The sequence below is a fragment of the Kribbella sp. NPDC031520 genome (assembly GCF_055580825.1).
The window spans coordinates 227381-248499 of the sequence record NZ_JBVIKS010000005.1 but is presented as its reverse complement, the minus strand read 5'-3'; the positions used below and the strand labels follow the sequence as shown (position 1 = coordinate 248499).

The following is a 21119-nucleotide window of genomic DNA, read 5'->3' as shown; positions in this document are numbered from 1 at the left end:
GCCTTATTTCAAAGGCTGGAAGAACCCTTCGAGGACGGCGGCGACGCCGTCCTCGTCGTTTGACGGGGCAGTTCGGTCGACGACCGCGAGGACTTCGGGATGCGCGTTCGCGACGCCGTACGAGGTACCGGCCCAGGCGAGCATCGGCAGATCGTTGACCGAGTCACCGAACGCGATCGTCTCAGCCGCCGAGATCCCTTGTGTGGCGGCGAAATCGGCCAGCATCGCGGCCTTGCTCACCCCGGTCGCGGAAATCTCCACCAAACCGTGACCTCCACTGTGGCTGGCGGTGACTCGTTGGCCGACCAGCGGATCCACCAGTGCGAGCAGGTCGTCGGAGTGCAGACTCGGGTGCCGTACCAACAGTTTCGCGGCCGGCTCCGCGAGCAGTACCTCGATGTCGGCGATCAACGTGTCGTCGGGTCTCGGCCAGCGGTTGAGGTAGACCGGTTCCTGTCCGTAGCGGTCCGGTCGCTCGATGGCGAACTGTACGTCCGGGATTGCGGCGCGGATCGCCCGCGCGACCTCGAGACCGACCGTTGGGTCGATCAACCGGGTCCGGATCGCCTTACCACGCAGGACGTCGTACAGAATGGCGCCGTTGGCAACAATTGCGACACCGTGGTCGCCGACCAGGTCCGCCAGGTCGTGCAGCCAGCGAGGTGGCCGGGCGGTGACCATCACGAAAACACTTCCGGCGGCCTGGGCCGCGAGGACCGCGGCGCGGGTCCGTTCGGAGATCGTCCCGTCACTGCGGACGAGCGTCCCGTCGAGATCGGTGGCTATCAGGCGGGGGTACTGCGGAGCACTCACGGGGCAACCGTAGCCTTGAACGACCCCGTACCGCATTACCCTTCCAAGTGCCTTGGGCGCAAGCAGTGTGCAGCCGGATTCAGGTCTTTTTGACGTTTCTGATTGAGCCTTTGACAACGTCATCAGACCGTTACGGCAGGATGCTGCAAAGGCAGCAAGTTCCCCTGCACTGCAGGGTTGGCGCGTGATTCCATGCCTAGGTCTGGCGGGGAACCGGGGGCCGTTCGGCCGCGTCCTATGCGTGTTCTGGATCAGCGCGACTGATGCCACCCACTCCGGAAGCACACACAAACGTCGAAGAACTGTTGCGGAATTGGCTGCAACCAAAACCGCGGCAGTGGCGTCAAGAGTTATGGATCGGTGCGTCCCACGCCCGGGACGACACGGTGGGCCGGCAACAAAGTGCGGGTCCACCAGCTAGTGGAGCCGTGCGAACGAACGTCGTTCACCGTTCGTTCACTCGGGTCTTGATACTTGGGGAGCCTTGATGACCGTCAACAGCGCCAATCTAGCGGGGCCGGGGGGCAGAAGCTCTCGAGCGGCTGTCGACACATGTACCGTCAGGGAAGGGGCAATGACCGGCTGCACAGCACGTCCCGATGTCTTTCAGCACCGCCTGATGGAAGAGCCGCCGCCTGCGTCTGCAACCCGCCGTACCCGCGAACGGTACGAACAGCTGGTCCGTGAGGCGAAGGCGATGTGCGCCTCCTGCCCGCTCTTCACCGACTGCCTGTACAGCGCGGTCGCGGAGCACGACGTGAGCGGTTTCGTCGCCGGAACCACTGCTGCACAACGGCGTTCGATCCGGAACCTGCTCGACGTCGAGGTGCAGGCCGACGACTTCGACCAGCTTGCCGGCGCGCGGGGGACGCGCCGGCCGGTGAGCCACGAAGAAGTTCTGCGGCTGCGCACCCAGTACCCGAACGACAGCCTCGAGTCGCTGGCGATGCGCCTCGGCTGCTCGCTGTCGACGGTGAAGCGGCACCTGCGGCGTGCGCGTCGCGGTCAGAGCCCGGCTGCGAAGACTCCGCGGCCGCGCCCGGAGGTCAGCGCGGTACTGGACGCGTTCGACACCGTCGTCGAGCAGCACCAGCAGCGCCGAGGTAGCACGCGCGTAGCCTGACCCGATACTCGGCCCGCCAGCGGACTATCGGCCCGAAGGCCCGGAACTCCTGTACTGACAGGGGTTCCGGGCCTTTGCTTGTCGACTGTCAAGGGTTTCGGTTCTGGCCGAAGGGCCTTGCGTGATCAGAACCAGCGGTTGAGAATGGCCGCCGCGCCGTCGTCCTGGACGGACTTCGTCACTTCGTCCGCCGCCAGCTTCACCTCGTCCGGAGCGGATCCCATCGCGACCCCGAGACCGGCGTACGTGAGCATCTCGATGTCGTTGCGTCCGTCACCGACCGCCAGCAGGCCGGACGGGTCCAGGTCGAGCTGCGCGAGCGCGACCTTCAACCCGGTCGACTTGTCCACACCTTCCGGTGCGATGTCGAGCCACGCGGTCCAGCCGACGAAGTAGCTGACCCCGTGCAGGCCGAGGCGTTCGGCCAGCCGGACGAAGTCGCTCTCGGACTGCTCCGGGTCCCGGATGATCAACCGGGTCACGGGTTGCGGTGCGAGCTCGTCGTCGGTGACCTCGCGGATCCGCGCGTTCGCTCCGAGGTCGCCGTCGGGGAAGGGCGCGGTGACCAGGTAGCTGCCGTCGGCATCCTCGACCGCCATCCGGGCGTTCGGCGCGTACCGGCGGACCGACCGGATCACCGTCGTCGGGTCGAAGGTCCGTTCGTCGACGACCGCACCGTCCGGATAACGCAACGTACGCGCACCGTTGCTGCAGACAACGAATCCGCCGGCCGGCAGTCCGAGTCGCGCGGCGATCGGCGCGGTCGTCGACCACGCGCGACCGGTCGCCAGGACGACAGGCACCTGCTCGGCGGTACGTCGTACCGCGTCCGCGACCGCGGGCGACAGGCCGTCGTCGTGGTCGAGCAGGGTGCCGTCGATGTCCAGAGCAACTACCGTGGGCCTGCCAAAGTTTTGCTCCGCGGTCATTTGCCGACCGGTTCGAGGACCTCACGACCACCGACGTACGGCCGCAGTGCCGTCGGCACCCGGACCGAACCGTCGGCTAGCTGGTGCGTCTCGAGGATCGCGACGATCCAGCGAGTCGTGGCCAGCGTGCCGTTCAGCGTCGCGACCGGCTGCGTCTTGCCGTCCGCGTCGCGGTGCCGGATGTTCAGCCGGCGGGCCTGGAAGTCGGTGCAGTTCGACGTCGAGGTCAGCTCGCGGTACCGGCCCTGCGTCGGCACCCACGCCTCGCAGTCGAACTTCCGGTACGCCGAGATGCCGAGGTCACCGGTCGCGGTGTCGATCACCCGGTAGCTGAGCTCCATCTTGTCGAGCATCTCCTTCTCCCAGGCCAGCAGCCGCAGGTGCTCGTCGGCGGCATCCTCGAGCCTGCAGTAGGAGAACATCTCGACCTTGTCGAACTGGTGGACGCGGATGATCCCGCGGGTGTCCTTCCCGTGCGACCCGGCTTCCTTGCGGTAGCAGGACGACCAGCCGGCGTACCGGATCGGGCCGTCGGTCAGGTCGAGGATCTCGTCCATGTGGTAGCCGGCCAGCGCGACCTCTGATGTACCGGTCAGGTACAGCTCGGGGTCCTCGAGGCGGTACACGTCGTCGTGCGCCGACAGGTAGCCGGTACCGCCCATCACCTCGGGCTTGACCAGCGTCGGCGTGATCATCGGGGTGAAGCCGTTCTCCACCGCCTGCTGGATGGCCAGCTGCAGCATGCCGAGCTGGAGCAGCATCCCGGCGCCCTTGAGGAAGTAGAACCGGCTGCCCGAGATCTTGGCGCCGCGTTCCATGTCGATCGCGCCGAGCAGCTCGCCCAGCTCGAGGTGGTCGCGGGGCTCGAACCCCTCGGCGGCGAAGTCGCGCGGCTTGCCGACCTCCTCGACCACGACGAAGTCGTCCTCGCCACCGACCGGGGCCTCGTCGGACACCAGGTTGGGCAGCGCGGCGGCGAGCGCGTCGTACCGGCTGCCGGCCTCGTTCGCGGCGGCCTCGTTGGCCTTGACCTCGGCGGCCAGCGTCTTGGTGCGCTCCAGCAGCGCGGTCCGTTCGTCGCCCTTGGCCTGGGCGACCTGCTTGCCGAGCGACTTCTGCTCGGCCCGGAGCGCCTCGAAGGCGGAGATGGACGATCGACGCTCACTGTCGGCGACCAGAATCTGGTCGACCAGGTCCGTACTTTCACCGCGCTTGGTCAGGGCCTCGCGCACGACATCGGGGTGCTCACGGAGCAGTTTCGCGTCAATCACACCCTGAGGGTATCGGGGCGTGTCTGAAGCGGCGAAGTCTATTCGGGATGATGTGGTGGCAACAGTCGATCGCTGAGGGGGATCCGAGCGGGCCATGAACCACCACCCACCCAGTACTGCGGTCGGCCGTGCGCTGACGGTTGTGCTGGGTGTGTTGCCGTTCACGGTGCTCACAGTGCTGGTGTTCAAGCACTGGGGGCCGCTGGCCCGGTGGGACCAGTCGGTGGCGGCGCAGGCCGCGTCGTACGGGGCCGGGCACGAGGGGCTGGTCGACTTCTGGCAGGTCGTCGGCGCGGTCGTACTGCCCTGGACGTCGCGGGCGGTGATCGCGATCGTCGCGGCGTACCTCTGGCAACGCCGGGCGCGGCTGCTCACGTTCTGGCTGCTCACATCGGCGGTCGCGGAGCTCGTCCTGGTACAGGTGGTGAAGGCGGTCTTCGAACGGGCGCGCCCGGCGCAGATGCTGGCCGAGGCGAGCGGGTTCTCGTACGTGTCGGGGCATGCGGCGGCGGCGTTCGTGATGGCCGGGGCGCTGGGCGTCGTACTGCCGTCCGTGCGCGGCTGGCGGCGGCGGTTCCGGCTGCTGGTGCTGCTGCCGGTGATCGCCGTGGTGTGGATCGCGTCCGCGGACCGGATCGCGCTGAACGTGCACTACGTGTCCGACGTACTCGGCGGCTGGGCGCTCGGGCTGGCGATCCTGACCGCGACGTCGATCGGGTTCGGACTCCGGCCGGGACTGCGGCGGCGCCGGCGGCCCGCGGCGGGGGAAGGCAACGGTACGACGGCTCCGCCGCGGGCCGCCGTCATCGTGAACCCGATCAAGGTCGGCGACGGCGTGGCGTTCCGGCGGAAGGTCACCCGCGCGCTCGCGGTCCGTGGGTACGACGACCCGCTCTGGCTGGAGACCCGCGAGGACGACGCCGGCAACGCGATGGCGAAGCAGGCGATCGAGTACGAGTCCGACCTGGTCCTCGTGGCCGGCGGCGACGGTACCGTCCGGGTGGTGTGCTCGGCGCTCGCGCACACCGGGATCCCGGTCGGCGTGATCCCCGCCGGTACCGGGAACCTGCTGGCCCGGAACCTGCACATCCCGCTCGACCTCGACGACGCGCTGGAGCGCATCCTCGAGGGCCGCGACCGGCGGATCGACCTGGTCGGCGTGCACGGCGACCAGCTGGACAACGACCGGTACGCCGTGATGGCCGGCCTCGGGCTGGACGCCGCGATCATCTCCGGCGCCCCGCCGCACCTGAAGAAGCAGATCGGCTGGACCGCGTACCTGGTGTCCGCCGCGAAGAACGTGAACCACCCGTCGGTCCGGGTGCAGATCACCATCGACGACGCCGAGCCGATCGAACGCCGCGTCCGTACGGTCGTCGTCGGCAACGTCGGCATGCTCCAGGCGAACATCCCCCTGCTCCCCGACGCCCGCCCCGACGACGGCCTCCTCGACGTCGTCGTGCTCGCCCCCCGGCGCGTCACCCAGTGGCCGATCGTGCTCTGGCGCCTGATGACCCGCACCAACCGCAGCGACATGTACCTGGAACGCTTCACCGGCCGCAAGGTCGAAATCCACGCCGCCGTAGACGTCCAACGCCAACTGGACGGCGACCCCATCGGCCCCGGCCGCTACCTGGTCACCGAAATCGAGCCAGGGGCCCTGACCGCCAGGGTCCCTAAGCGCCGCTAGCTCAGTCGACCGTCGGGCCGGCCTCCTTGTGGAGGGTTTCGATGGCTTCTTCCTCTTCGGGGGAGAGCTTCGACTCGCTGGTGAAGGCCTTGATCTCTTTGGCGTACGTACGGGCGTCGGCGCGGCTGTTGATCGACGTGAGGACCACGCCGTCGCCGTGGTCGTCCAGGAGGGCAACGGACCAGGAGAGCTTGCCGCCGGTGTCGCCGAAGGCGTCGTACCGCACTATCGCGAGGTGCTGCAGCGTCTCCTTCAGTTCGCCGCGGGTGATCTCCAGCTCCTTGCCCAGCTTCCGCAGCTCCGATTTCACCGTGCCGGGCTTCGCTTCCGGCTGGGCCGGTTGCGGCTCCGGCTCGGGGAGCGCGGCGGGGGTGGTCTTCTCGGACGGCACCGTCCGCGCCCGGAGGGCCTGGATCGCGAACACCAGGGCAAGCACCGCCACGAAGAGGGCGGCGACCCCGAAAGCACCGGCTAACGTCGAAGACACGGAACTAGAGCCTAAGGCATCGCATGGTGTGCCTGAGTGTTCAGGTGATCGCACAGCGTGCGCGGCGGGGGACGGATGCGGCACGTCCGGTCGCGGCAACGTAGATTCGCGGCGTGACACATTTGCCTGATCAGGGCCCACAACCGGGCGTTCACGACCTCGGGTACGCGCGGCTCGACACCGACCGGCTGGAGCGCACCGGCGACGCCGAAGTCGTGTACGGCGCGGGCAAGACGCCATCTCAGGTCGTGGAACTCCTCCGTACCCTGCACGCCACCCACCCCGGTCACGCCGTACTCGCGACCCGGTTGACGGACGAGGCGCAGGCCGCGGTCATCGCCGCGCTGCCGGAGGCTGTGGTCGACCCGGTCGGACGTACGGCAGTCCTCGGCGAACCGCCGGCGCAGGCCGGCACGGTCGCGGTCGTGGCCGCCGGTACGTCGGATGCGCCGGTCGCGGCCGAGGCGGCGACGACGGCCCGGGTGTTCGGGGCCGGGGTGGACGTGATCACCGACGTCGGCGTGGCCGGGCTGCACCGGATCCTCGGGGTCCGCGAGCGGCTCGCCGAGGCGGACTGCCTGATCGTGGTCGCGGGGATGGAGGGCGCGCTGCCGAGCGTCGTCGGCGGGCTGGTCGGCGTACCGCTGGTCGCGGTGCCGACCTCTGTCGGGTACGGCGCTTCGTTCGGCGGGCTGGCGGCGCTGCTCGGGATGCTGAACTCGTGCGCACCGGGCGTGACGGTCGTGAACATCGACAACGGGTTCGGGGCCGGGGTGTTCGCTGCGCGGGTCGCGCGGCAGTCCGTTCCGCGCGAAACCAAGGACGCCTGATGCGCACAGCCTGGCTCGACTGCTCCGCCGGTGCCTCCGGGGACATGCTCCTCGGCGCCCTGATCGCCGCGGGTGCCGACCTGACGTACATCAACACCGCGGTTGCGGCCGTCGACCCGTCCCTCTCGGTAACCGTCACCCAGACCGCCCGCCACCAGATCGCGGCCACCAAGGCCACGGTCGAGGTGCACGGCACGCCCCACCCCGAGAACATCCCAGCCGCGGGGCACGGTCATGGACACGGCCACGGTCACGACGACCACACGCACTCGGGTCCGACGCGGGCGTGGGCCGACGTACGACGTCTACTGGAGGGTGCGGCGCTCGATGAGCGTGTGCGGCAGCGGGCGTTGGACACTTTCGGACGATTGGCCCGGGCTGAGGCGTCGGCTCACGGGGTGGAGCCGGACACGGTGCACTTTCACGAGGTCGGGGCGCTGGATGCGATCGCGGACATCGTGGGGGTCGCGGCCGCCGCTGTCAGCCTGGAGCTGGAGCGGGTTGTCGTGTCGACGATCGCGCTCGGCGGTGGCAAGCAGGTCAGCGGCCAGCACGGGGGCATCCCGATCCCCGGACCGGCCGTCTTGCACCTGGTGTCCGAGGCCGGCGCACCCGTCGTCGGCGGAACAGCGCCGTACGAGATGACCACGCCGACCGGCGCCGCGTTGCTCGCCACGCTGGCCGACGAGTACGGGATGCTTCCGCCGATGCGGATCGAGCAGACCGGTGTCGGCGCCGGCGGACGGGACCCGGTCGAGGTGCCGAACATCCTCCGGGTCGTCGTCGGCGAGTCGCTCGAGGAGTCGTCGACCGAGCTCGTCTACGAAACCAATGTCGACGACCTGGATCCCCGGATCTGGCCGCAGGTGCTGGCCCGGCTGATGGAAGCGGGTGCGGCCGATGCCTGGCTGACCCCGATCCTGATGAAGAAGGGACGCCCGGCGCACACACTCTCGGTCCTGGTCGGCGGCGCGAACGCCGAACTGGTCCGCTCGGTGATCCTGTCCGAGACGTCCGCGATCGGTCTGCGCGAGTTCGGCATCCGCAAGCATGCGGCCGACCGCGAGTTCGCGACCGTCGAGGTCGACGGCCAGCAGATCCACGTGAAGATCGCCAGGTACGGTGGACAGGTGGTCAACGTCCAGCCGGAGTACGACGACGTCGCGGCGGCGGCCACCGTGCTGCGGAAGCCGGTCAAGACCGTCCTGGCGAAGGCAATCGCCGCCGGGCACGAACTCTGGAGCTGACTACCCGACCTCGGCGGCCTTCTCCGGAAGGGGCTTCTGCTTGCGGCGGGGCCAGTCGTACGGCCACCACTGGGCGCCGTTGCGGCGCGCCCAGACGATGATGCCGACCAGCACCGCCAGCTCGATCGCGGGGCAGAGGGTGTCCCGCAGCCGCGCGCTGAAGAACTCCAGCGAGTCCGACAGGCTGGCCGCGACCTGCCGCGCGTGCGGGTCGCGGCCGGGGACGTACGCGATCGCGAGCATGGTCGTACGGACGACCATCAACCCGTCGACCTTCGACGCGGCGACCGCGGCGAGGGCCGCCCAGGCGATCACGTCGTACCAGGGCAGCGAGTACATCGCGGTCAGCGACCAGGCGATCGCGTAGATCGCCGTGTACCGGATGGCGGCCGGGGTCGGGTCGTCGGGATGCGTTTGCGGCACCAACGACTTCGGGAACACCTGCGTCAGCAGGATCGCGACCACGATCAGCCCGACCCAGGCCAGGATCGCGATGACCGTCCGGACCAGTCCGTTCGGCAGGAAGAGCGTGAAGAAGCTGAGCAGCACCTTGTGCGGCGTGCCGGTGGAGATGAACGACGTCTGCGACCGCGCCTGCTGGAACGCCTGCAGGCCGACGATCGCGTACAGCCCGCCCATGGCGATCGCGCCGCCGCCGCAGAAATACACGCACTTGCGGCGATCGGCACGCAGCGCCCACAGCATCGCCACACCGACCAGACCGATCGACAGCTTCGTGCAGCCCGCGACGCCGAGCATCAGCCCGGCCAGGAACACGTGCCGCCGGAACAGCCACAGCGCGAGGACCGCGAACATCACCGCGATCGAGTCGTTGTGCGCGCCGGCCAGCACTGCCCACAGGAGCAGCGGGTTCGCGAGGCTGAGCATGATCACGCGGCGCTTGGACGGCAGGTCCTTGCCGACCAGCTTCACCAGCACCAGACCGGTGACGACGAGGCTGATCGCGACGGACAGCTGCAGCATCCAGACCGTGAGCTGCGCGGAGTCACCACCGATCAGCGACGACAGCCACTGCACCCAGGTCGCGATCGGCCCGTACACACTGCGCGCGCCCTGCCACGGACGCTCGGTCGCGGCGATCACCGGGTCGTACCCGAGGCGGATGGTGTCGGCCGGCGAGGCCGTGTACGGGTCGCCGCCGAGCGCCATGATCCGGCCGTACGCCGCGTAGATCAGTACGTCGCCCGAAGCCATCGGGGGCACCAGCGTGACGGCCGCCGTCGTACCGATGCCTAAGGCAATCAATCGGTCGACGCGTGGCGCCCAGCCGTGCTTCAACGCCTTGGTGGCCAGGTAGACGCCGTACCCGCCGAGGGCGATCGCGACGTAGATCAGCACCGAGACGAGCCAGTCGTTCGGCTTGGTGTCGAACCAGTACGACGGGAGCCAGGGGTGGCGGTTCGTGAGGGTCAGCACGACCACGGACGGCCCGAGCAGGCCGACCGCGACGATCAGCGCCGTACACGCGAGGTAGAGAGCGACTGCACGGCGGCCGTACTTGTTCCCGAGCTCGAGATCGGTGCTCAGCTCAGCGCTCATTGCGTGGTCTTCCGCGGGAACAGGCTGCGCAGCGACGGTCCACCGCCGTCCGCGGGCAGCGCGCTGCGGTCGGCGAGCGCGCGGCGGACGTGCAGGTACTGCTTCGCGCGGTGCAGCTGACCGCGCAGGTCCGTCCCGGTCGCCCGGTGCCGGACGTCGATCGGCACCTCGACGATCCGGAAGCCCTTACGCCCGAGGTCGATCGTCAGCGCGGTCTCCACGCCGAAGCCCGCGGCCAGCGGCACGGCGGAGTCGAACGCGGCGCGGGTCAGGCAACGCTGCCCGGACAACGGCTGCTCCGGCGCCCAACCGATCGCCTCCTGGATCCCGGCCCGGGACAACCGGACGACGAACCCGTGGCCGCCGGCCTTGGACCCGTCGGCACGCACCTGGGCCGGCAACGTACCGATGGTCATGTCGGCGCGGCCGGTCTGCACCGGCTCGATCAGCGGACCGGCTCCGGCCGCGGTGTCGGTCAGGTCGGCGTCCAGGAACAGCAGGTGCCGCGGCCGCGCCCCGTCGCGCTCGGCGACCACCGCCGCGCCGGTCTCCATCGCCGCGGCCTTGCCGCGGTTCTTCTCGTGCCGTACGACGACCGCTCCGGCCTGCTCGGCGACCTCCGCCGTCCGGTCCGTGGAGCCGTCGTCGACGACCACGACCAGGTCGACGCCGATGATCTTGTGCACCGCGTCGACGGTCGCCGCGATCCGGTCGGCCTCGTCCTTGGCCGGGATCACGCAGGCGACAGCACGCTCGAACGGCTCGGCCTTCTCGTCGGGCGCGGCGTTGGGGACAGGATCAGCGGACACAGCAGTGCAGCCTAGTTCCTCGGCAGCCGATAGACCTCGCCAGTATCGGCTGCCTGTGGATATCTCATTCTTTCGTACGACGCAGTTGAACAGACTGTCAGGAGCGCACCCGGTCGTAGAGCAGGCAGAGGGCACCGGACTCGGTCGGGGTGGAGTCGCTCAGCTTCCACGACGTTGCCGGCAGACCGTCCTCGAACAGCCGGGTGCCGCCGCCGACCAGCTCCGGGTCGAGGGTGATGCTCAGCCGGTCGACCTCATCGGCCGCCAGCAGCGCCCGGATCACGCTGGAGCTTGCTAGCACGATGATGTCGCCGCCGTCCTGCTCGCGCAGCTGCTTGACCACGTCCGCGGGCTCGCCGTCGGCGATCCGCGAGTTCTGCCACGGGGCCTCGGTCAGCGTCGAGGAGAACACGACCTTCTCGGTCTCGTTCAGCCAGCGGGAGAACGCGCGGTCCTGCGGGGAGGCGTTCTCGTCGTCGGCGACCGCCGGCCAGAAGCCGCCGAAGCCCTGGTAGTTCTTCCGGCCGAGCAGGGCGGTGGTCGCCGGGCTGGTGACCCGGATCATGTGGTTGCGGGCGCCCTCGGTGATCGCGTGCGGCACGATCCAGCTCATGTCGTAGTCGCCGCCGGCGCCGTTGACCCGGCCGTCGAGCGAGAGCGAGAAGTTGGCCACCACGGTGCGTGTCATTTCGGTACCTCTTCTGGTTCGGGACGCCCTGGTCGGCGTCCTCACAGCACAAATCCTGCTGCCGTCGCCGCGACGGAACATCTGCCACCTGGCCGATATCGGCCCGCCACCGGCCGACGGGCCGATTGGCCATCGTCACAGAATTGTCGGACAATCAGACAGATTGATCGGGTTGCCGTAGCGTGGTGGGACATCGCGGACGAAGGGCGGACGGATGACGGAGACGCGGCAGGACGTGGCGGCGTACGGCGTCGACAGCGAGGTCGGCCCGCTGCGAACGGTGATGCTGCACCGGCCGGGGAACGAGCTCCGGCGGCTCACCCCGCGGAACAACGACAAGCTGCTGTTCGACGGCATCCCCTGGGTCGGCCGGGCGCAGGACGAGCACGACGCCTTCGCCCAGGCGCTGCGGGACCGCGATGTCGAGGTCCTGTACCTCGGCGAACTGCTCACCGAATCACTGAACCACCCCGAGGCGCGCGCGAGGGCGGTCGCAGGCGCCACCGAGGACCTGAGGCTCGGCGAGACCCTGCGCGACTACCTGCGGGCATCCCTGGGCGATCTGGACCCGGCTGCGCTCGCGGAGGCGCTGATGGCCGGCGTCCGCAACGACGAGGTACACGCCGGTGGGCTGGTCACGTCGCTGCTGGCGCACGAGGACTTCCTCGTCGACCCGCTGCCGAACCTGCTCTTCACCCGCGACTCGAGCGTCTGGATCCGGGACTCGGTCGCGGTCACGTCACTCGCGATGCCGGCCCGGATGCGCGAGACGCAGCTGACCGAGCTGATCTACACGTTCCACCCGCGGTTCGCGGGCGCCGACAAGGTGTACGACCACCAATTGGAGCATGTCGAAGGCGGCGACGTACTGGCGCTCGGCCCAGGCGTGCTCGCCGTTGGGGTCGGGGAGCGGACCACACCGGCTGGTGTGGAGCGTTTGGCGCGCCGGGTGTTCGCGAAGGGACTGGCGCACACGGTGCTCGCCGTACCGATCGCGCAGCAGCGAGCGACGATGCACCTCGACACGGTGTGCACGATGGTCGACACCGACGCCGTGCTGATGTATCCGAACATGGCCGAGGAGATGCGCGCGCTCGCGGTGACGACCGACGGGGAGCAGTTGCACGTCGCGGAGCCGGAGCCGTTCCTGGTCGCGGCCGCGAAGGCGCTCGGGATCGACACCCTGCGCCGGATCGACACCGGCCTGGACCCGGTCACCGCCGAGCGCGAACAGTGGGACGACGGGAACAACACCCTCGCGCTGGCACCACGGGTCTGCATCGCGTACGAACGCACCGTCGAGACGAACGCCCGTCTGGAGGAGTCCGGCATCGAGGTCCTGCGCATCTCCGGCTCCGAACTGGGCTCCGGCCGCGGCGGCCCACGGTGCATGTCCTGCCCGATCCTCCGCGCGCCGGCCACGGCCTGAACCGGGTTCGCGTGAGCCGGGCGACACGCGGAGTGAAATCGGGGGTTGTGTTGGGGGGCGGGCCTGAGTACTCTTCATGCCTAGGCCCAGGCCCTGTTGCTCCCCCGTCAGCAGGACTTGGGCCGACCACGTTTCTGGGCCAATTTGAACGATCATGGCCTAGACCACTCTGAGTGAACAGAACGCCCGGCTGGTGATCCAGCCGGGCGTTCTGCTTGTGGTCAGCGGATGGTGAGCTGGCGGCTCGCCAGGCCCGCCTTGGCGGCACGCTCCGCGGTGCTGAGCGGCGCCTCGGTCGCGAGCGCCTTCTCGAGGGCGGTGGCGAAGTCGGCGGCCGGCTTCTCCACGTCAGCGGCCGAGGTGCCGGCGGGCAGCTCCCAGACCGGCGCGAGTACGCCGAGGGCACGGAACGACCCGATCAGGCGGCTGCCGTCGACGATGGCCGACGAACCCGCGGCGTGCAGCCGGGCGAGGGCGTCGAGCAGCGTGTCCTCGCTGTACGGGAGCACCCAGCGCAGGTAGATACGGTCGCCGATCTGCGTCCAGTACGCCGCCTCGACGGACTCCAGCCGTACCGTCGGGGCCGCCGCTGCGTTCGCCCGCTCCAGGCCGGCCGCGACCTCGCCGGTCGGGTCCTCGACGTTCTCGCCGACCCAGTAGTCGAAGCCCTCGTGGACCTTGACCTCCAGCGGCTTCGTGGTGTCGATCAGGTCTTGCAGCCGCGGGCCGTCCTTCATCAGGTCGCCGACCTGGATCGGGTTCCCCGGCTCGGTCCGGAGCGCCGCGGTGATCGCGTGGCCGAGGTCGCGGCTCGGGTCGCCGGACGACGCGTGCGTCTGCAGGCCGATCCAGATCGTCTCGTCGTCGCGGACCAGGCCCGGCATCGCCATCGGCAGCAGGGTGACCAGGTTGACGGTCTTGCCCGCGTTGTCGCCGACCAGCTCGACCTGCACCGAGCCGGACGGGACGATCTCGCGGAACGCGATCAGGTCACACTCCGACGGCAGCCCTTCGAACGGCCGCACGACGAACGTGTCGGACGCCTGGGCCAGGTCCTTGCCGTGGCACTGCTTGAACCGCTTGCCCGAACCGCACGGGCAGGGTTCGCGCGGCCCGACGTCGACCAGATCGGCCGGGTCGAGCGTGACGGTCGGAGTCGTGTTCTTCGCGCGCTGCCGCGACTTCTTTCCCATAACCCCGCAGTCTTACAGCCGCCCCCACCTCAGGGCCAACCAGCCAGGACCGGACACGGTCTAGCTGGGGATGATCGCGTGCACCGTGCGGTGGTGGGCGGCGGTACGGACGTCCCAGCCGGAGGTGAGCACGTCGACGATCGCGAGGCCGCGGCCGCCGATCGACTCGGGGTGCGGTTCGCTGATCCGGCGCGGCTCGGTGTCGCCGCGGCCGTCGGTGACCTCGACGTGGATCCCGGCCTTGTCGATCCACCAGGCGGCGCGAACCTCACCGGCCGGCAGCGGCGGGGCGTACCGGATCGCGTTCGAGAGCAGTTCGGACAGGACGAGCTGGGCGTCGTCGGAGGCGGCGCGGGCGACCCGGTAGCGCTTCAGGTAGACGCCGAGTCGGCGCCGGGCATCCGCGACCGCGGACACTTCGTGCGGCAGTACGACGTCCACGACGCTGACGTCGGCGGGCAGGGTCGCTGAGGACAAGCAGGGTCTCCTCGATGATCGGTTCAGCCACTGGAACATCTGCCCACGATCCCGGCCCGGAAAACACCCGCAGGTATTCCGTTACACAGCCTCTGCAGAGCGCCCGCCTAAACCTCCGGAAACCGTAACGAAATCGACGGAATTGAACGTTGCAATAACCGCCCGCATTCGCCCAGCTACCTATCCGTACCGCGTGACACGTGCCACACAATTGCGTCCCGGCGTGTCACAAACTTTCGGACCGGGTCCGACGTCCTACCTCTTCCGCCAGCACCCGCAGGGCCATGTCGGGGCGGTCGGTGATCACCGCGTCGACGCCGAGGTCGCGACAGTGCCGGATGTCGTCCTCGGCGTTCACGGTCCAGACGTGCACCTGGTGCCCGTGTTTGTGCGCGCGGTCGACGTACTCGGGGTGCGCGGCGACGATGCGCAGGCTCGGGCCTGCGGACGAGACGCCGGTGGGAAGCGTGCCGTCGCGGAAGCGCAGCGGCACTCGGTCCATCAGCAGGACCGTCCGCAGGCCGGGCGCCGCGGCCCGCATCCGGCGCAGCGACAGCCAGGAGAAGCTCATCACCCGGATCGGCGACTCCGTTCCGAGCCGTGGGTGCGCCCAGCCGAAGCGGTCCAGCGCCTCGATCAGGCGGCGTTCGACGAGTCCGGCGTACCGGGTCGGGTGCTTGGTCTCGATCGCCAGCTCGACCGGCCGGCCGGCGTCGCGGACGGTCGCGAGCAGCGTCTCGAGCGTGAGCAGCTGCCGCGCGTCGAGGTCGGAGAGCTCCTCCTCGGGATGTCTCCACGAGCCCCAGTCGTACTTCTCCAGCTCCGCGAGGCTCATCGTGGACAGCGCGCCGCGGCCGTTCGACGTACGGTCGATCCGCCGGTCGTGGACGCAGACGAGATGCCCGTCCGCGGTCAGCCGGACGTCGCATTCCAGGCCGTCGGCGCCGACCTCGATGGCCCGCTTGTACGCCGCGAGGGTGTGTTCCGGATCAACCGCACTGGCTCCGCGATGGGCGACAACGCGCGGGACATTCCCCATGGCAGAAACTCTTCCATACCGTCGGCCAAGATGGGTGCATGGAGATGCGGGCGATCGTGCTGGACGGTCCGGTGGCACCGGAGGACATGCGGGTACGGCGGGTCGCGGTGCCGGAGCCGCCCGCCGGGTGGGTGCGGATCAAGGTGGAGGCGTTCGGGCTGAACCGTTCGGAGTACCACCTCCGCGCGGGCCTCGCGACGAACGCGCGGTTCCCGGTCGTCCCGGGGATCGAGGCGGCGGGCACCGTCGACCTGGCGCCGGGCGGCGAGTTCACGCCGGGGCAGCAGGTGGTCGCGATGATGGGCGGGATGGGCCGCGAGTACGACGGCGGGTACGCCGAGTACACCGTCGTACCGGCGTCGTCGGTGATCCCGGTGCGTACCGACCTGGACTGGGCGACCCTCGGCGCACTTCCGGAGATGCTGCAGACCGCCCACGGCTCGCTCTACACGGGCCTCGACATCGAGCCGGGACAGTCGCTGCTGATCCGCGGCGGTACGTCGTCGGTCGGCGTCGCGGCCGCCGTGCTGGCCAAGGAACACGGGCTCACGGTCATCTCGACAACGCGAAATCCACAGCGCGTGCAGGTTTTGCGCGAGCTCGGTGTCGATCACCCGATCGTTGACGACGGCAACGTTGCGGAAAAGGTCCGGGACATTCTCCCGAACGGTGTGCACGCCGCCCTCGAACTGGTCGGCACGAATGTTCTCCCGGACACGCTGAAAGCGACCGCCGTGCACGGAACGGTGTGTTTCACCGGAATGCTCAGCGACAGCTGGACGATCCCCGACTTCTACCCGATGGACTACATCCCGAACGGCGTCCGGCTGACCGCGTACGGCGGCGAGAGCTCCGACCTGCCGGCCGAGGCGTTCCAGCGGTACGTCGACCTGGTCGCGGCCGGCAAGCTCCCGATCCGGATCGACCGCGTCTTCACGATGGACGAGATCGGCGAAGCGCACCGCATCATGCAGGACGGCACCGCGGTCGGAAAGCTCGTCGTACGGGTGGGGGCTCCCGCCACCTGACGGGAGCCCCCAGCACTCAGGCCGTCGCGTCCTGCAGCTCGGGCGTACGTCCCGCCGGCCGCGGCAGGCCGTAGTGGTCGCGGAGCGTCGTACCGGTGTACGCCGTCCGGAAGAGGCCGCGGGCCTGCAGGATCGGGATCACCTCGTCCACGAACGTCGTGAGCCCGGACGGGAGCACCGGTGGCATCACGTTGAACCCGTCGGCGGCATCGGCCTCGAACCAGTGCTGGATCGCGTCCGCCACCTGCTCCGGCGTGCCGGTGAACGTGCGGTGGCCGCGCCCGCCGCCGAGCCGGCCGATCAGCTCGCGGACGGTCAGCTGCTCCCGCCGCGCCAGCGTGACGATCAGCGTGTACCGGCTCTTCGCGCCCTCGATCTCGTCCTCGTCCGGCAGCTCGGCCGGCAACTGCTGGTCGAGAGGCAGGTCCTCCGGCGACACCCGCAGCGTGCGGGCCAGCTGCAGCCGCGCGTACTCCGGCCGGATCAGCGAGTCCAGCCGATGCTCCAGCCGCTCCGCCTCCTCGACCGTGGACCCGATCACCGGCACGATTCCGGGCAGGATCTTCACCTCGGACGCGTCCCGTCCAAGAGCGACCGCACGCGCCTTGAGGTCCCGGTAGAAGTCCTGCGCGTCCTCCAGCGTCTGCTGCGCGGTGAACACCGCCTCGGCGTACCGCGCCGCCAGCCCCTTGCCGTCTTCGGAGGACCCCGCCTGCACGATCAGCGGATGCCCCTGCGGCGACCGTGGCACGTTGAGCGGCCCCCGTACCTGGAAGTGCCGCCCGACGTGGTCGATCGGTACGACGCGGTCGTCGAGAGCCCACACGCCCGAGGCCTTGTCCGCGATCGCGGCGTCGTCCTGCCACGAGTCCCACAGCTTGTACGCGACCTCGAGGAACTCAGCCGCCCGCTCGTACCGCTCCGCATGCGCCGGCTGATCGGTGAGGTTGAAGTTCAGCGCCGCCTCCGGGCCGGCCGTGGTGACGACGTTCCACCCCGCCCGTCCACCGCTCACGTGGTCGACGCTGGCAAACCGCCGGGCCAGGTTGAACGGGTCGTTGTACGTCGTCGACGCGGTCGCGATCAACCCGATGCGCGACGTCACCGCCGCCAGTGCCGTCAGCAGTACGGTCGGCTCGAGCGAACCGGCCGGTCGCCGCTCGACATTCCCGAACAGCACCGGCGAGTCCGCGAAGAACACCGAGTCGAACAGACCACGCTCGGCGGTCTGCGCCAGCTTCTGGTAGTGCTCCACCGAGGTGTTCGCGAACGGGTCGCTCTCCGGCAGCCGCCAGGACGCCTCGTGGTGCCCCGTACTCATCAGGAACGCGTTCAGGTGCAGCTGCCTGCTCATATCGAAACTCCCAATGCGTCGAGAAGCCGCGCACGTACCGCGGCGAATTGTGGATCGGCCGCACTCCGCGGCGCAGTCAACGTGATCGTCTCTTCGGCGACGATCCGGCCGGCGTCGAGCACGATCACCCGGTCGGCCAGCACGATCGCCTCGTCGACGTCGTGGGTCACCAGTAGTACGGCGGGCTGGTGCGCGGCGCACAACTTCCGCAGCAGCACATGCATCTTCAACCGGGTCAGGGCGTCCAGCGCACCGAACGGCTCGTCCGCGAGCAACAGCTCCGGCTCCCGTACCAGCGACCGCGCCAACGCGACCCGCTGCTGCTCACCACCGGACAGCTCGTTCGGCCACGCGTTCTCACGCCCTGCAAGGCCGACCTCCTCGAGACTCCGCCGGCCGCGCTCGTCGGCGCCGTTCAGCCCGAGTACGACATTGTCGAGAACCTTTGCCCAAGGCAACAACCGCGAGTCCTGGAAGACGACCGAGACGTTCTCCGGTACGGCGAGCTCGCCGGATCCCTCGACGTCGTAGTCAAGGCCCGCCAGCGCCCGCAGCAGCGTGCTCTTCCCGGATCCGCTCTTCCCGAGCAGCGCGACGAACTCACCCGGCTCGATGTCCAGGTCCAGCCCGTCCAGTACGGCGCGCTCGTCGTACCGGCGGACCAGATCACGGACCTGGACCGTTACGAGGCCAGTGTGCGACGCCATGAGAGCGCCCTCCTCTGGATCAGGCGGACGACTGCGTCGGAGAGCAGGCCGAGGACGCCGTACACGACCAGGCCGACGATGATGATGTCGGTCTGCCCGTACGTGCGGGCCAGCTCCATCATGTAGCCGATGCCGCTGGTGGAGTTGATCTGCTCGACGACGACCAGCGACAACCACGCGCCGGTGACCGCGAACCGCAGACCGAGCAGGAAGCCGGGCAGCGCACCCGGGAGTACGACGCGGCGGATGAACTGCCACTGCGACAACCCGACGGTCTGCGCGAGTTCGACGTACCGGCTGTCGATCGTGCGCAGGCCGTTGTGGGTGTGGATGTAGATCGGTACGAACACCCCGAGCAGGATGGTGACGACCTTCATCGACTCGCCGATGCCGAGCCAGAGGATCAGCAGCGGCAGCAGGGCCAGCGACGGGATCGCCCGCTTGATCTGGATCGGCCCGTCCAGGAGCGCCTCGCCGAGCCGGGACAGGCCGGAGATCAGCGCGAGCACGACCCCGGCCGCGATGCCGAGCGCGAGTCCGAGCAGGGCCCGCTGGGCGGAGGTCCACAGGTTCGATTGCAGGCGGCCGTCGGCGATCAGCTCGCCGGCGGTGCTCACCACGGTCCACGGCGCAGACAGGATCCGTTGGTCGATCCAACCAGCGGCTGACCCGATGCTCCAGATCACCAGCAGCAGTACCGGTCCGAGCGCGGCACCGAACCTGATCGGCTTACCCGGCCCGAGCCGGCGACGCCGTACGACGGGGTTCGCAGCGGCCCGGGTACGCAGCCCGGGCAGGGTGGTCGCACTCATTTGGCACCCGCTTTGATCGCGTCGGCGGCCACGGTCTGGAACCGCAGGTCGTACAGGTCCTTCGCCTGGATCACCGGGTTGCCGGTCTCCTTGGCGAGCAGCTCGATGGTCTGCTGCTGACGCGCGATCGCGTCGCTCCAGTCCGCCGGGATGTCCGGGTGACCGGCGTTGTCGACCAGCCACTGCCCGTCGGCAGCGCTGAGGCCTTGGTCCTTCACGTAGTACCCCTCGATCCACTCCTTGGGATGCTTGTCGATCCAGTTCTGGGCGACGCCCCAGGCCGCGACGTAGGCGCGGATCGCGGCCGCCTTCCCGGGATCCTCGAGCGACTCGACCGGCCCGTAGAGGTGGCCGGCGTCATCACGCAGCCCGTGGTCGACCACGGCGCCACCGTCCTTGGCGTACTTCCCCAGGTACCGCTTGATCTGGACGCCGCCGATCGGTGCGACGTCGACCTGCTTGCCGGCGAGAGCTTGTACGTAGACATCACCGGTGCTGGGTAGCTCGACCAGCTTGACGTCATCCTTGGTCAGCCCAACCTTCTTGAGCACCTTCAGTACGAGCGCTCCCTGCGCCTGACCTGGGCTGTACGCGATCTTCTTGCCGCGCAGGTCGCCGAGCGTCTTCACCGATACGCCGGGCGCGATCCCGAGCTTGTAGATCGGGTGGTCGATCGGATCCTGCCGGAACTTCGAGGCGACGATCTTCACGTGCAGACCGGTCCAGGTCGCGTTGATCGGCGGGATCTCGGCGACCGAGCCGAGGTCGAGGGCATGCGCCCGGAACGCCTCGGTGGTCTGTGGTCCACCGCTCAGGTTCGCGAACTGGACGTACTTCGAGACCTTGTCGTACTGGCCCGAGAGCTTCAGCGCGACCTCGGTGGTGGGGTCGCCGACGACGATCTTCGTGCCGTCCGGGACCGTTGTCGGCAGGGCGGCGTCCAGCGAGAGCTTGCCGGCTCCGTCGGCGGATGCGTTCCCGCTGCATCCCGTGACGACGGCGAGCAGGGCGAAAAGGGCATAGAGACGTTTTCTAGACATGGTGTGCTTTCGCGTAGTTGCCGTCGTGGTAGAGCAGCGACTCGTGCTCACGACGTTCGGTGTGGGTGGCGAGGCGGGCGACGACCAGGTAGTGGTCGCCGACGGCGAAGCGGTGTTCGACCTGCGCCCGCAAGAAGCTCGGCGCGTCGTCGAGCGTGGGCTCCCCGGTGGCCAGCCGGGACCAGCGGGTCGGCTCGGCGAACCGGTCGATCCCGCTGGTTGCGAACCGGCCCGCGATCGCATGCTGGTCGGCGGACAAGAAGTTGATCACCAGGCTGGTCGCCGTACTGATGGTCGGCCAGCTGGACGCGCTGGTGGCGATAGCGAACGAGACCAGGGGCGGCAGCAGGCTGACCGAGACCAGCGAGGTCGCGGTGAACCCGACCGGGCCGTGGCCGGCGTCCGCGGTGATCACCACGACGCCGGCGGCATGGCGCCGGAACACGGATTTGTAGACGTCCGCGTCTACGATCCGCTCTTCGGAACGATCAGGCACGACGGACAGGGCAGGACGGTGCAAGGCGGGAACGGACATGTCTCTCCCTCGGAACACGGGGCAGGGACGACCGGCAGCAGTTACCGGGCGGGAAGCA

Annotated in this window: 21 protein-coding genes; 6 read left to right on the top strand and 15 right to left on the bottom strand. The window is 69.2% G+C overall.

Translation table 11 applies throughout. From position 1 onward, the window contains the following. Positions 1-3: 3 nt before the first annotated feature. Positions 4-813: an HAD family hydrolase gene (locus ACZ5BU_RS26405; RefSeq protein WP_465703105.1), complete on the bottom strand. Its 810-nt coding sequence runs from the start codon at positions 811-813 to the stop codon at positions 4-6. Between the two features lie 619 nt (positions 814-1432). Between ACZ5BU_RS26405 and ACZ5BU_RS26400 the strand changes: the two genes are divergently transcribed. Continuing rightward, on the top strand, positions 1433-1936 hold the full coding sequence (locus tag ACZ5BU_RS26400; RefSeq protein WP_465703104.1) for a WhiB family transcriptional regulator: 504 nt from the start codon (positions 1433-1435) through the stop codon (positions 1934-1936). A gap of 125 nt (positions 1937-2061) precedes the next feature. Here ACZ5BU_RS26400 and ACZ5BU_RS26395 read toward each other — a convergent pair whose 3' ends face one another. Continuing rightward, the gene (locus ACZ5BU_RS26395) at positions 2062-2865 is read right to left on the bottom strand and encodes an HAD family hydrolase (RefSeq protein WP_465703103.1); all 804 of its coding nucleotides are present in this window, start codon (positions 2863-2865) and stop codon (positions 2062-2064) included. After that, complete coding sequence (gene serS, locus ACZ5BU_RS26390; protein WP_465703102.1) at positions 2862-4136, bottom strand: serine--tRNA ligase; 1275 nt, start codon at positions 4134-4136, stop codon at positions 2862-2864. The genes ACZ5BU_RS26395 and serS overlap by 4 nt, the downstream gene beginning before the upstream one ends. Positions 4137-4230: 94 nt before the next feature. Here serS and ACZ5BU_RS26385 point away from each other — a divergent pair, with 94 nt between their 5' ends. After that, entirely contained in the window at positions 4231-5826 is a 1596-nt protein-coding gene (locus ACZ5BU_RS26385) for a bifunctional phosphatase PAP2/diacylglycerol kinase family protein (RefSeq protein WP_465703101.1), read from the top strand. Position 5827: 1 nt separating this feature from the next. Here ACZ5BU_RS26385 and ACZ5BU_RS26380 read toward each other — a convergent pair whose 3' ends face one another. Next, complete coding sequence (locus tag ACZ5BU_RS26380; protein ID WP_465703100.1) at positions 5828-6313, bottom strand: DUF4446 family protein; 486 nt, start codon at positions 6311-6313, stop codon at positions 5828-5830. Positions 6314-6426: 113 nt separating this feature from the next. Here ACZ5BU_RS26380 and larB point away from each other — a divergent pair, with 113 nt between their 5' ends. Then, positions 6427-7143, top strand: a complete 717-nt coding sequence (larB, locus tag ACZ5BU_RS26375) for a nickel pincer cofactor biosynthesis protein LarB (protein ID WP_465703099.1) — start codon at positions 6427-6429, stop codon at positions 7141-7143. Next, entirely contained in the window at positions 7143-8390 is a 1248-nt protein-coding gene (larC, locus tag ACZ5BU_RS26370) for a nickel pincer cofactor biosynthesis protein LarC (protein ID WP_465703098.1), read from the top strand. Before larB ends, larC begins: the two co-directional genes overlap by 1 nt. On the opposite strand, the gene ACZ5BU_RS26365 is transcribed toward larC, so the two are convergent. The 3 genes from ACZ5BU_RS26365 to ACZ5BU_RS26355 form a co-directional block, all read right to left on the bottom strand. Continuing rightward, complete coding sequence (locus tag ACZ5BU_RS26365) at positions 8391-9950, bottom strand: MptA/MptB family glycosyltransferase (RefSeq protein WP_465703097.1); 1560 nt, start codon at positions 9948-9950, stop codon at positions 8391-8393. Further along, positions 9947-10759 (bottom strand): glycosyltransferase family 2 protein, encoded by an 813-nt coding sequence (locus ACZ5BU_RS26360; RefSeq protein ID WP_465703096.1) that lies wholly within the window; start codon positions 10757-10759, stop codon positions 9947-9949. Before ACZ5BU_RS26360 ends, ACZ5BU_RS26365 begins: the two co-directional genes overlap by 4 nt. Positions 10760-10856: 97 nt before the next feature. Then, positions 10857-11447, bottom strand: coding sequence for a dihydrofolate reductase family protein (locus ACZ5BU_RS26355; RefSeq protein ID WP_465703095.1), 591 nt, complete (start codon positions 11445-11447; stop codon positions 10857-10859). A gap of 214 nt (positions 11448-11661) precedes the next feature. Here ACZ5BU_RS26355 and ACZ5BU_RS26350 point away from each other — a divergent pair, with 214 nt between their 5' ends. Next, entirely contained in the window at positions 11662-12876 is a 1215-nt protein-coding gene (locus tag ACZ5BU_RS26350) for an arginine deiminase (protein ID WP_465703094.1), read from the top strand. A 221-nt stretch (positions 12877-13097) separates the two neighbouring features. Here the strand turns inward: ACZ5BU_RS26350 and ACZ5BU_RS26345 are convergent, their stop codons facing one another. The 3 genes from ACZ5BU_RS26345 to ACZ5BU_RS26335 form a co-directional block, all read right to left on the bottom strand. Further along, positions 13098-14069, bottom strand: coding sequence for a DUF5926 family protein (locus tag ACZ5BU_RS26345; protein ID WP_465703093.1), 972 nt, complete (start codon positions 14067-14069; stop codon positions 13098-13100). Positions 14070-14129: 60 nt separating this feature from the next. Continuing rightward, positions 14130-14546, bottom strand: a complete 417-nt coding sequence (locus ACZ5BU_RS26340) for an ATP-binding protein (protein WP_465703092.1) — start codon at positions 14544-14546, stop codon at positions 14130-14132. A gap of 226 nt (positions 14547-14772) precedes the next feature. Next, a complete protein-coding gene (locus tag ACZ5BU_RS26335; RefSeq protein ID WP_465703091.1) occupies positions 14773-15585 on the bottom strand; it encodes a glycerophosphodiester phosphodiesterase in 813 nt (270 codons plus the stop codon). A 38-nt stretch (positions 15586-15623) separates the two neighbouring features. On the opposite strand from ACZ5BU_RS26335, the gene ACZ5BU_RS26330 reads away from it, so the two are divergent. After that, on the top strand, positions 15624-16613 hold the full coding sequence (locus tag ACZ5BU_RS26330) for a zinc-binding alcohol dehydrogenase family protein (RefSeq protein WP_465703090.1): 990 nt from the start codon (positions 15624-15626) through the stop codon (positions 16611-16613). Between the two features lie 16 nt (positions 16614-16629). Here ACZ5BU_RS26330 and ACZ5BU_RS26325 read toward each other — a convergent pair whose 3' ends face one another. From ACZ5BU_RS26325 to ACZ5BU_RS26305, 5 genes are read right to left on the bottom strand one after another with little or no spacing between them, the layout of a single operon-like run. Next, positions 16630-17967: an LLM class flavin-dependent oxidoreductase gene (locus tag ACZ5BU_RS26325; protein WP_465703089.1), complete on the bottom strand. Its 1338-nt coding sequence runs from the start codon at positions 17965-17967 to the stop codon at positions 16630-16632. Further along, the gene (locus ACZ5BU_RS26320) at positions 17964-18674 is read right to left on the bottom strand and encodes an ABC transporter ATP-binding protein (RefSeq protein ID WP_465703088.1); all 711 of its coding nucleotides are present in this window, start codon (positions 18672-18674) and stop codon (positions 17964-17966) included. Before ACZ5BU_RS26320 ends, ACZ5BU_RS26325 begins: the two co-directional genes overlap by 4 nt. Beyond that, positions 18650-19486, bottom strand: a complete 837-nt coding sequence (locus ACZ5BU_RS26315; protein ID WP_465703087.1) for an ABC transporter permease — start codon at positions 19484-19486, stop codon at positions 18650-18652. Before ACZ5BU_RS26315 ends, ACZ5BU_RS26320 begins: the two co-directional genes overlap by 25 nt. Further along, the gene (locus ACZ5BU_RS26310; protein ID WP_465703086.1) at positions 19483-20526 is read right to left on the bottom strand and encodes an ABC transporter substrate-binding protein; all 1044 of its coding nucleotides are present in this window, start codon (positions 20524-20526) and stop codon (positions 19483-19485) included. Before ACZ5BU_RS26310 ends, ACZ5BU_RS26315 begins: the two co-directional genes overlap by 4 nt. Beyond that, positions 20519-21022 carry a flavin reductase family protein gene (locus ACZ5BU_RS26305; RefSeq protein WP_465703085.1) on the bottom strand — a complete coding sequence of 168 codons (504 nt, stop codon included), beginning with the start codon at positions 21020-21022 and terminating at the stop codon, positions 20519-20521. Before ACZ5BU_RS26305 ends, ACZ5BU_RS26310 begins: the two co-directional genes overlap by 8 nt. Positions 21023-21119 lie beyond the last annotated feature (97 nt).

What these genes read in the sequence shown, in the direction of transcription:
- ACZ5BU_RS26400 (WP_465703104.1), top strand. Translation starts at nt 1,433, where the DNA reads ATGGAAGAGCCGCCGCCTGCGTCTGCAACCCGCCGTACCCGCGAACGG.
- ACZ5BU_RS26395 (WP_465703103.1), bottom strand. Translation starts at nt 2,865, where the DNA reads ATGACCGCGGAGCAAAACTTTGGCAGGCCCACGGTAGTTGCTCTGGAC.
- ACZ5BU_RS26385 (WP_465703101.1), top strand. Translation starts at nt 4,231, where the DNA reads ATGAACCACCACCCACCCAGTACTGCGGTCGGCCGTGCGCTGACGGTT.
- larC (WP_465703098.1), top strand. Translation starts at nt 7,143, where the DNA reads ATGCGCACAGCCTGGCTCGACTGCTCCGCCGGTGCCTCCGGGGACATG.
- ACZ5BU_RS26365 (WP_465703097.1), bottom strand. Translation starts at nt 9,950, where the DNA reads ATGAGCGCTGAGCTGAGCACCGATCTCGAGCTCGGGAACAAGTACGGC.
- ACZ5BU_RS26355 (WP_465703095.1), bottom strand. Translation starts at nt 11,447, where the DNA reads ATGACACGCACCGTGGTGGCCAACTTCTCGCTCTCGCTCGACGGCCGG.
- ACZ5BU_RS26350 (WP_465703094.1), top strand. Translation starts at nt 11,662, where the DNA reads ATGACGGAGACGCGGCAGGACGTGGCGGCGTACGGCGTCGACAGCGAG.
- ACZ5BU_RS26345 (WP_465703093.1), bottom strand. Translation starts at nt 14,069, where the DNA reads ATGGGAAAGAAGTCGCGGCAGCGCGCGAAGAACACGACTCCGACCGTC.
- ACZ5BU_RS26335 (WP_465703091.1), bottom strand. Translation starts at nt 15,585, where the DNA reads ATGGGGAATGTCCCGCGCGTTGTCGCCCATCGCGGAGCCAGTGCGGTT.
- ACZ5BU_RS26330 (WP_465703090.1), top strand. Translation starts at nt 15,624, where the DNA reads ATGGAGATGCGGGCGATCGTGCTGGACGGTCCGGTGGCACCGGAGGAC.
- ACZ5BU_RS26325 (WP_465703089.1), bottom strand. Translation starts at nt 17,967, where the DNA reads ATGAGCAGGCAGCTGCACCTGAACGCGTTCCTGATGAGTACGGGGCAC.
- ACZ5BU_RS26320 (WP_465703088.1), bottom strand. Translation starts at nt 18,674, where the DNA reads ATGGCGTCGCACACTGGCCTCGTAACGGTCCAGGTCCGTGATCTGGTC.
- ACZ5BU_RS26315 (WP_465703087.1), bottom strand. Translation starts at nt 19,486, where the DNA reads ATGAGTGCGACCACCCTGCCCGGGCTGCGTACCCGGGCCGCTGCGAAC.
- ACZ5BU_RS26310 (WP_465703086.1), bottom strand. Translation starts at nt 20,526, where the DNA reads ATGTCTAGAAAACGTCTCTATGCCCTTTTCGCCCTGCTCGCCGTCGTC.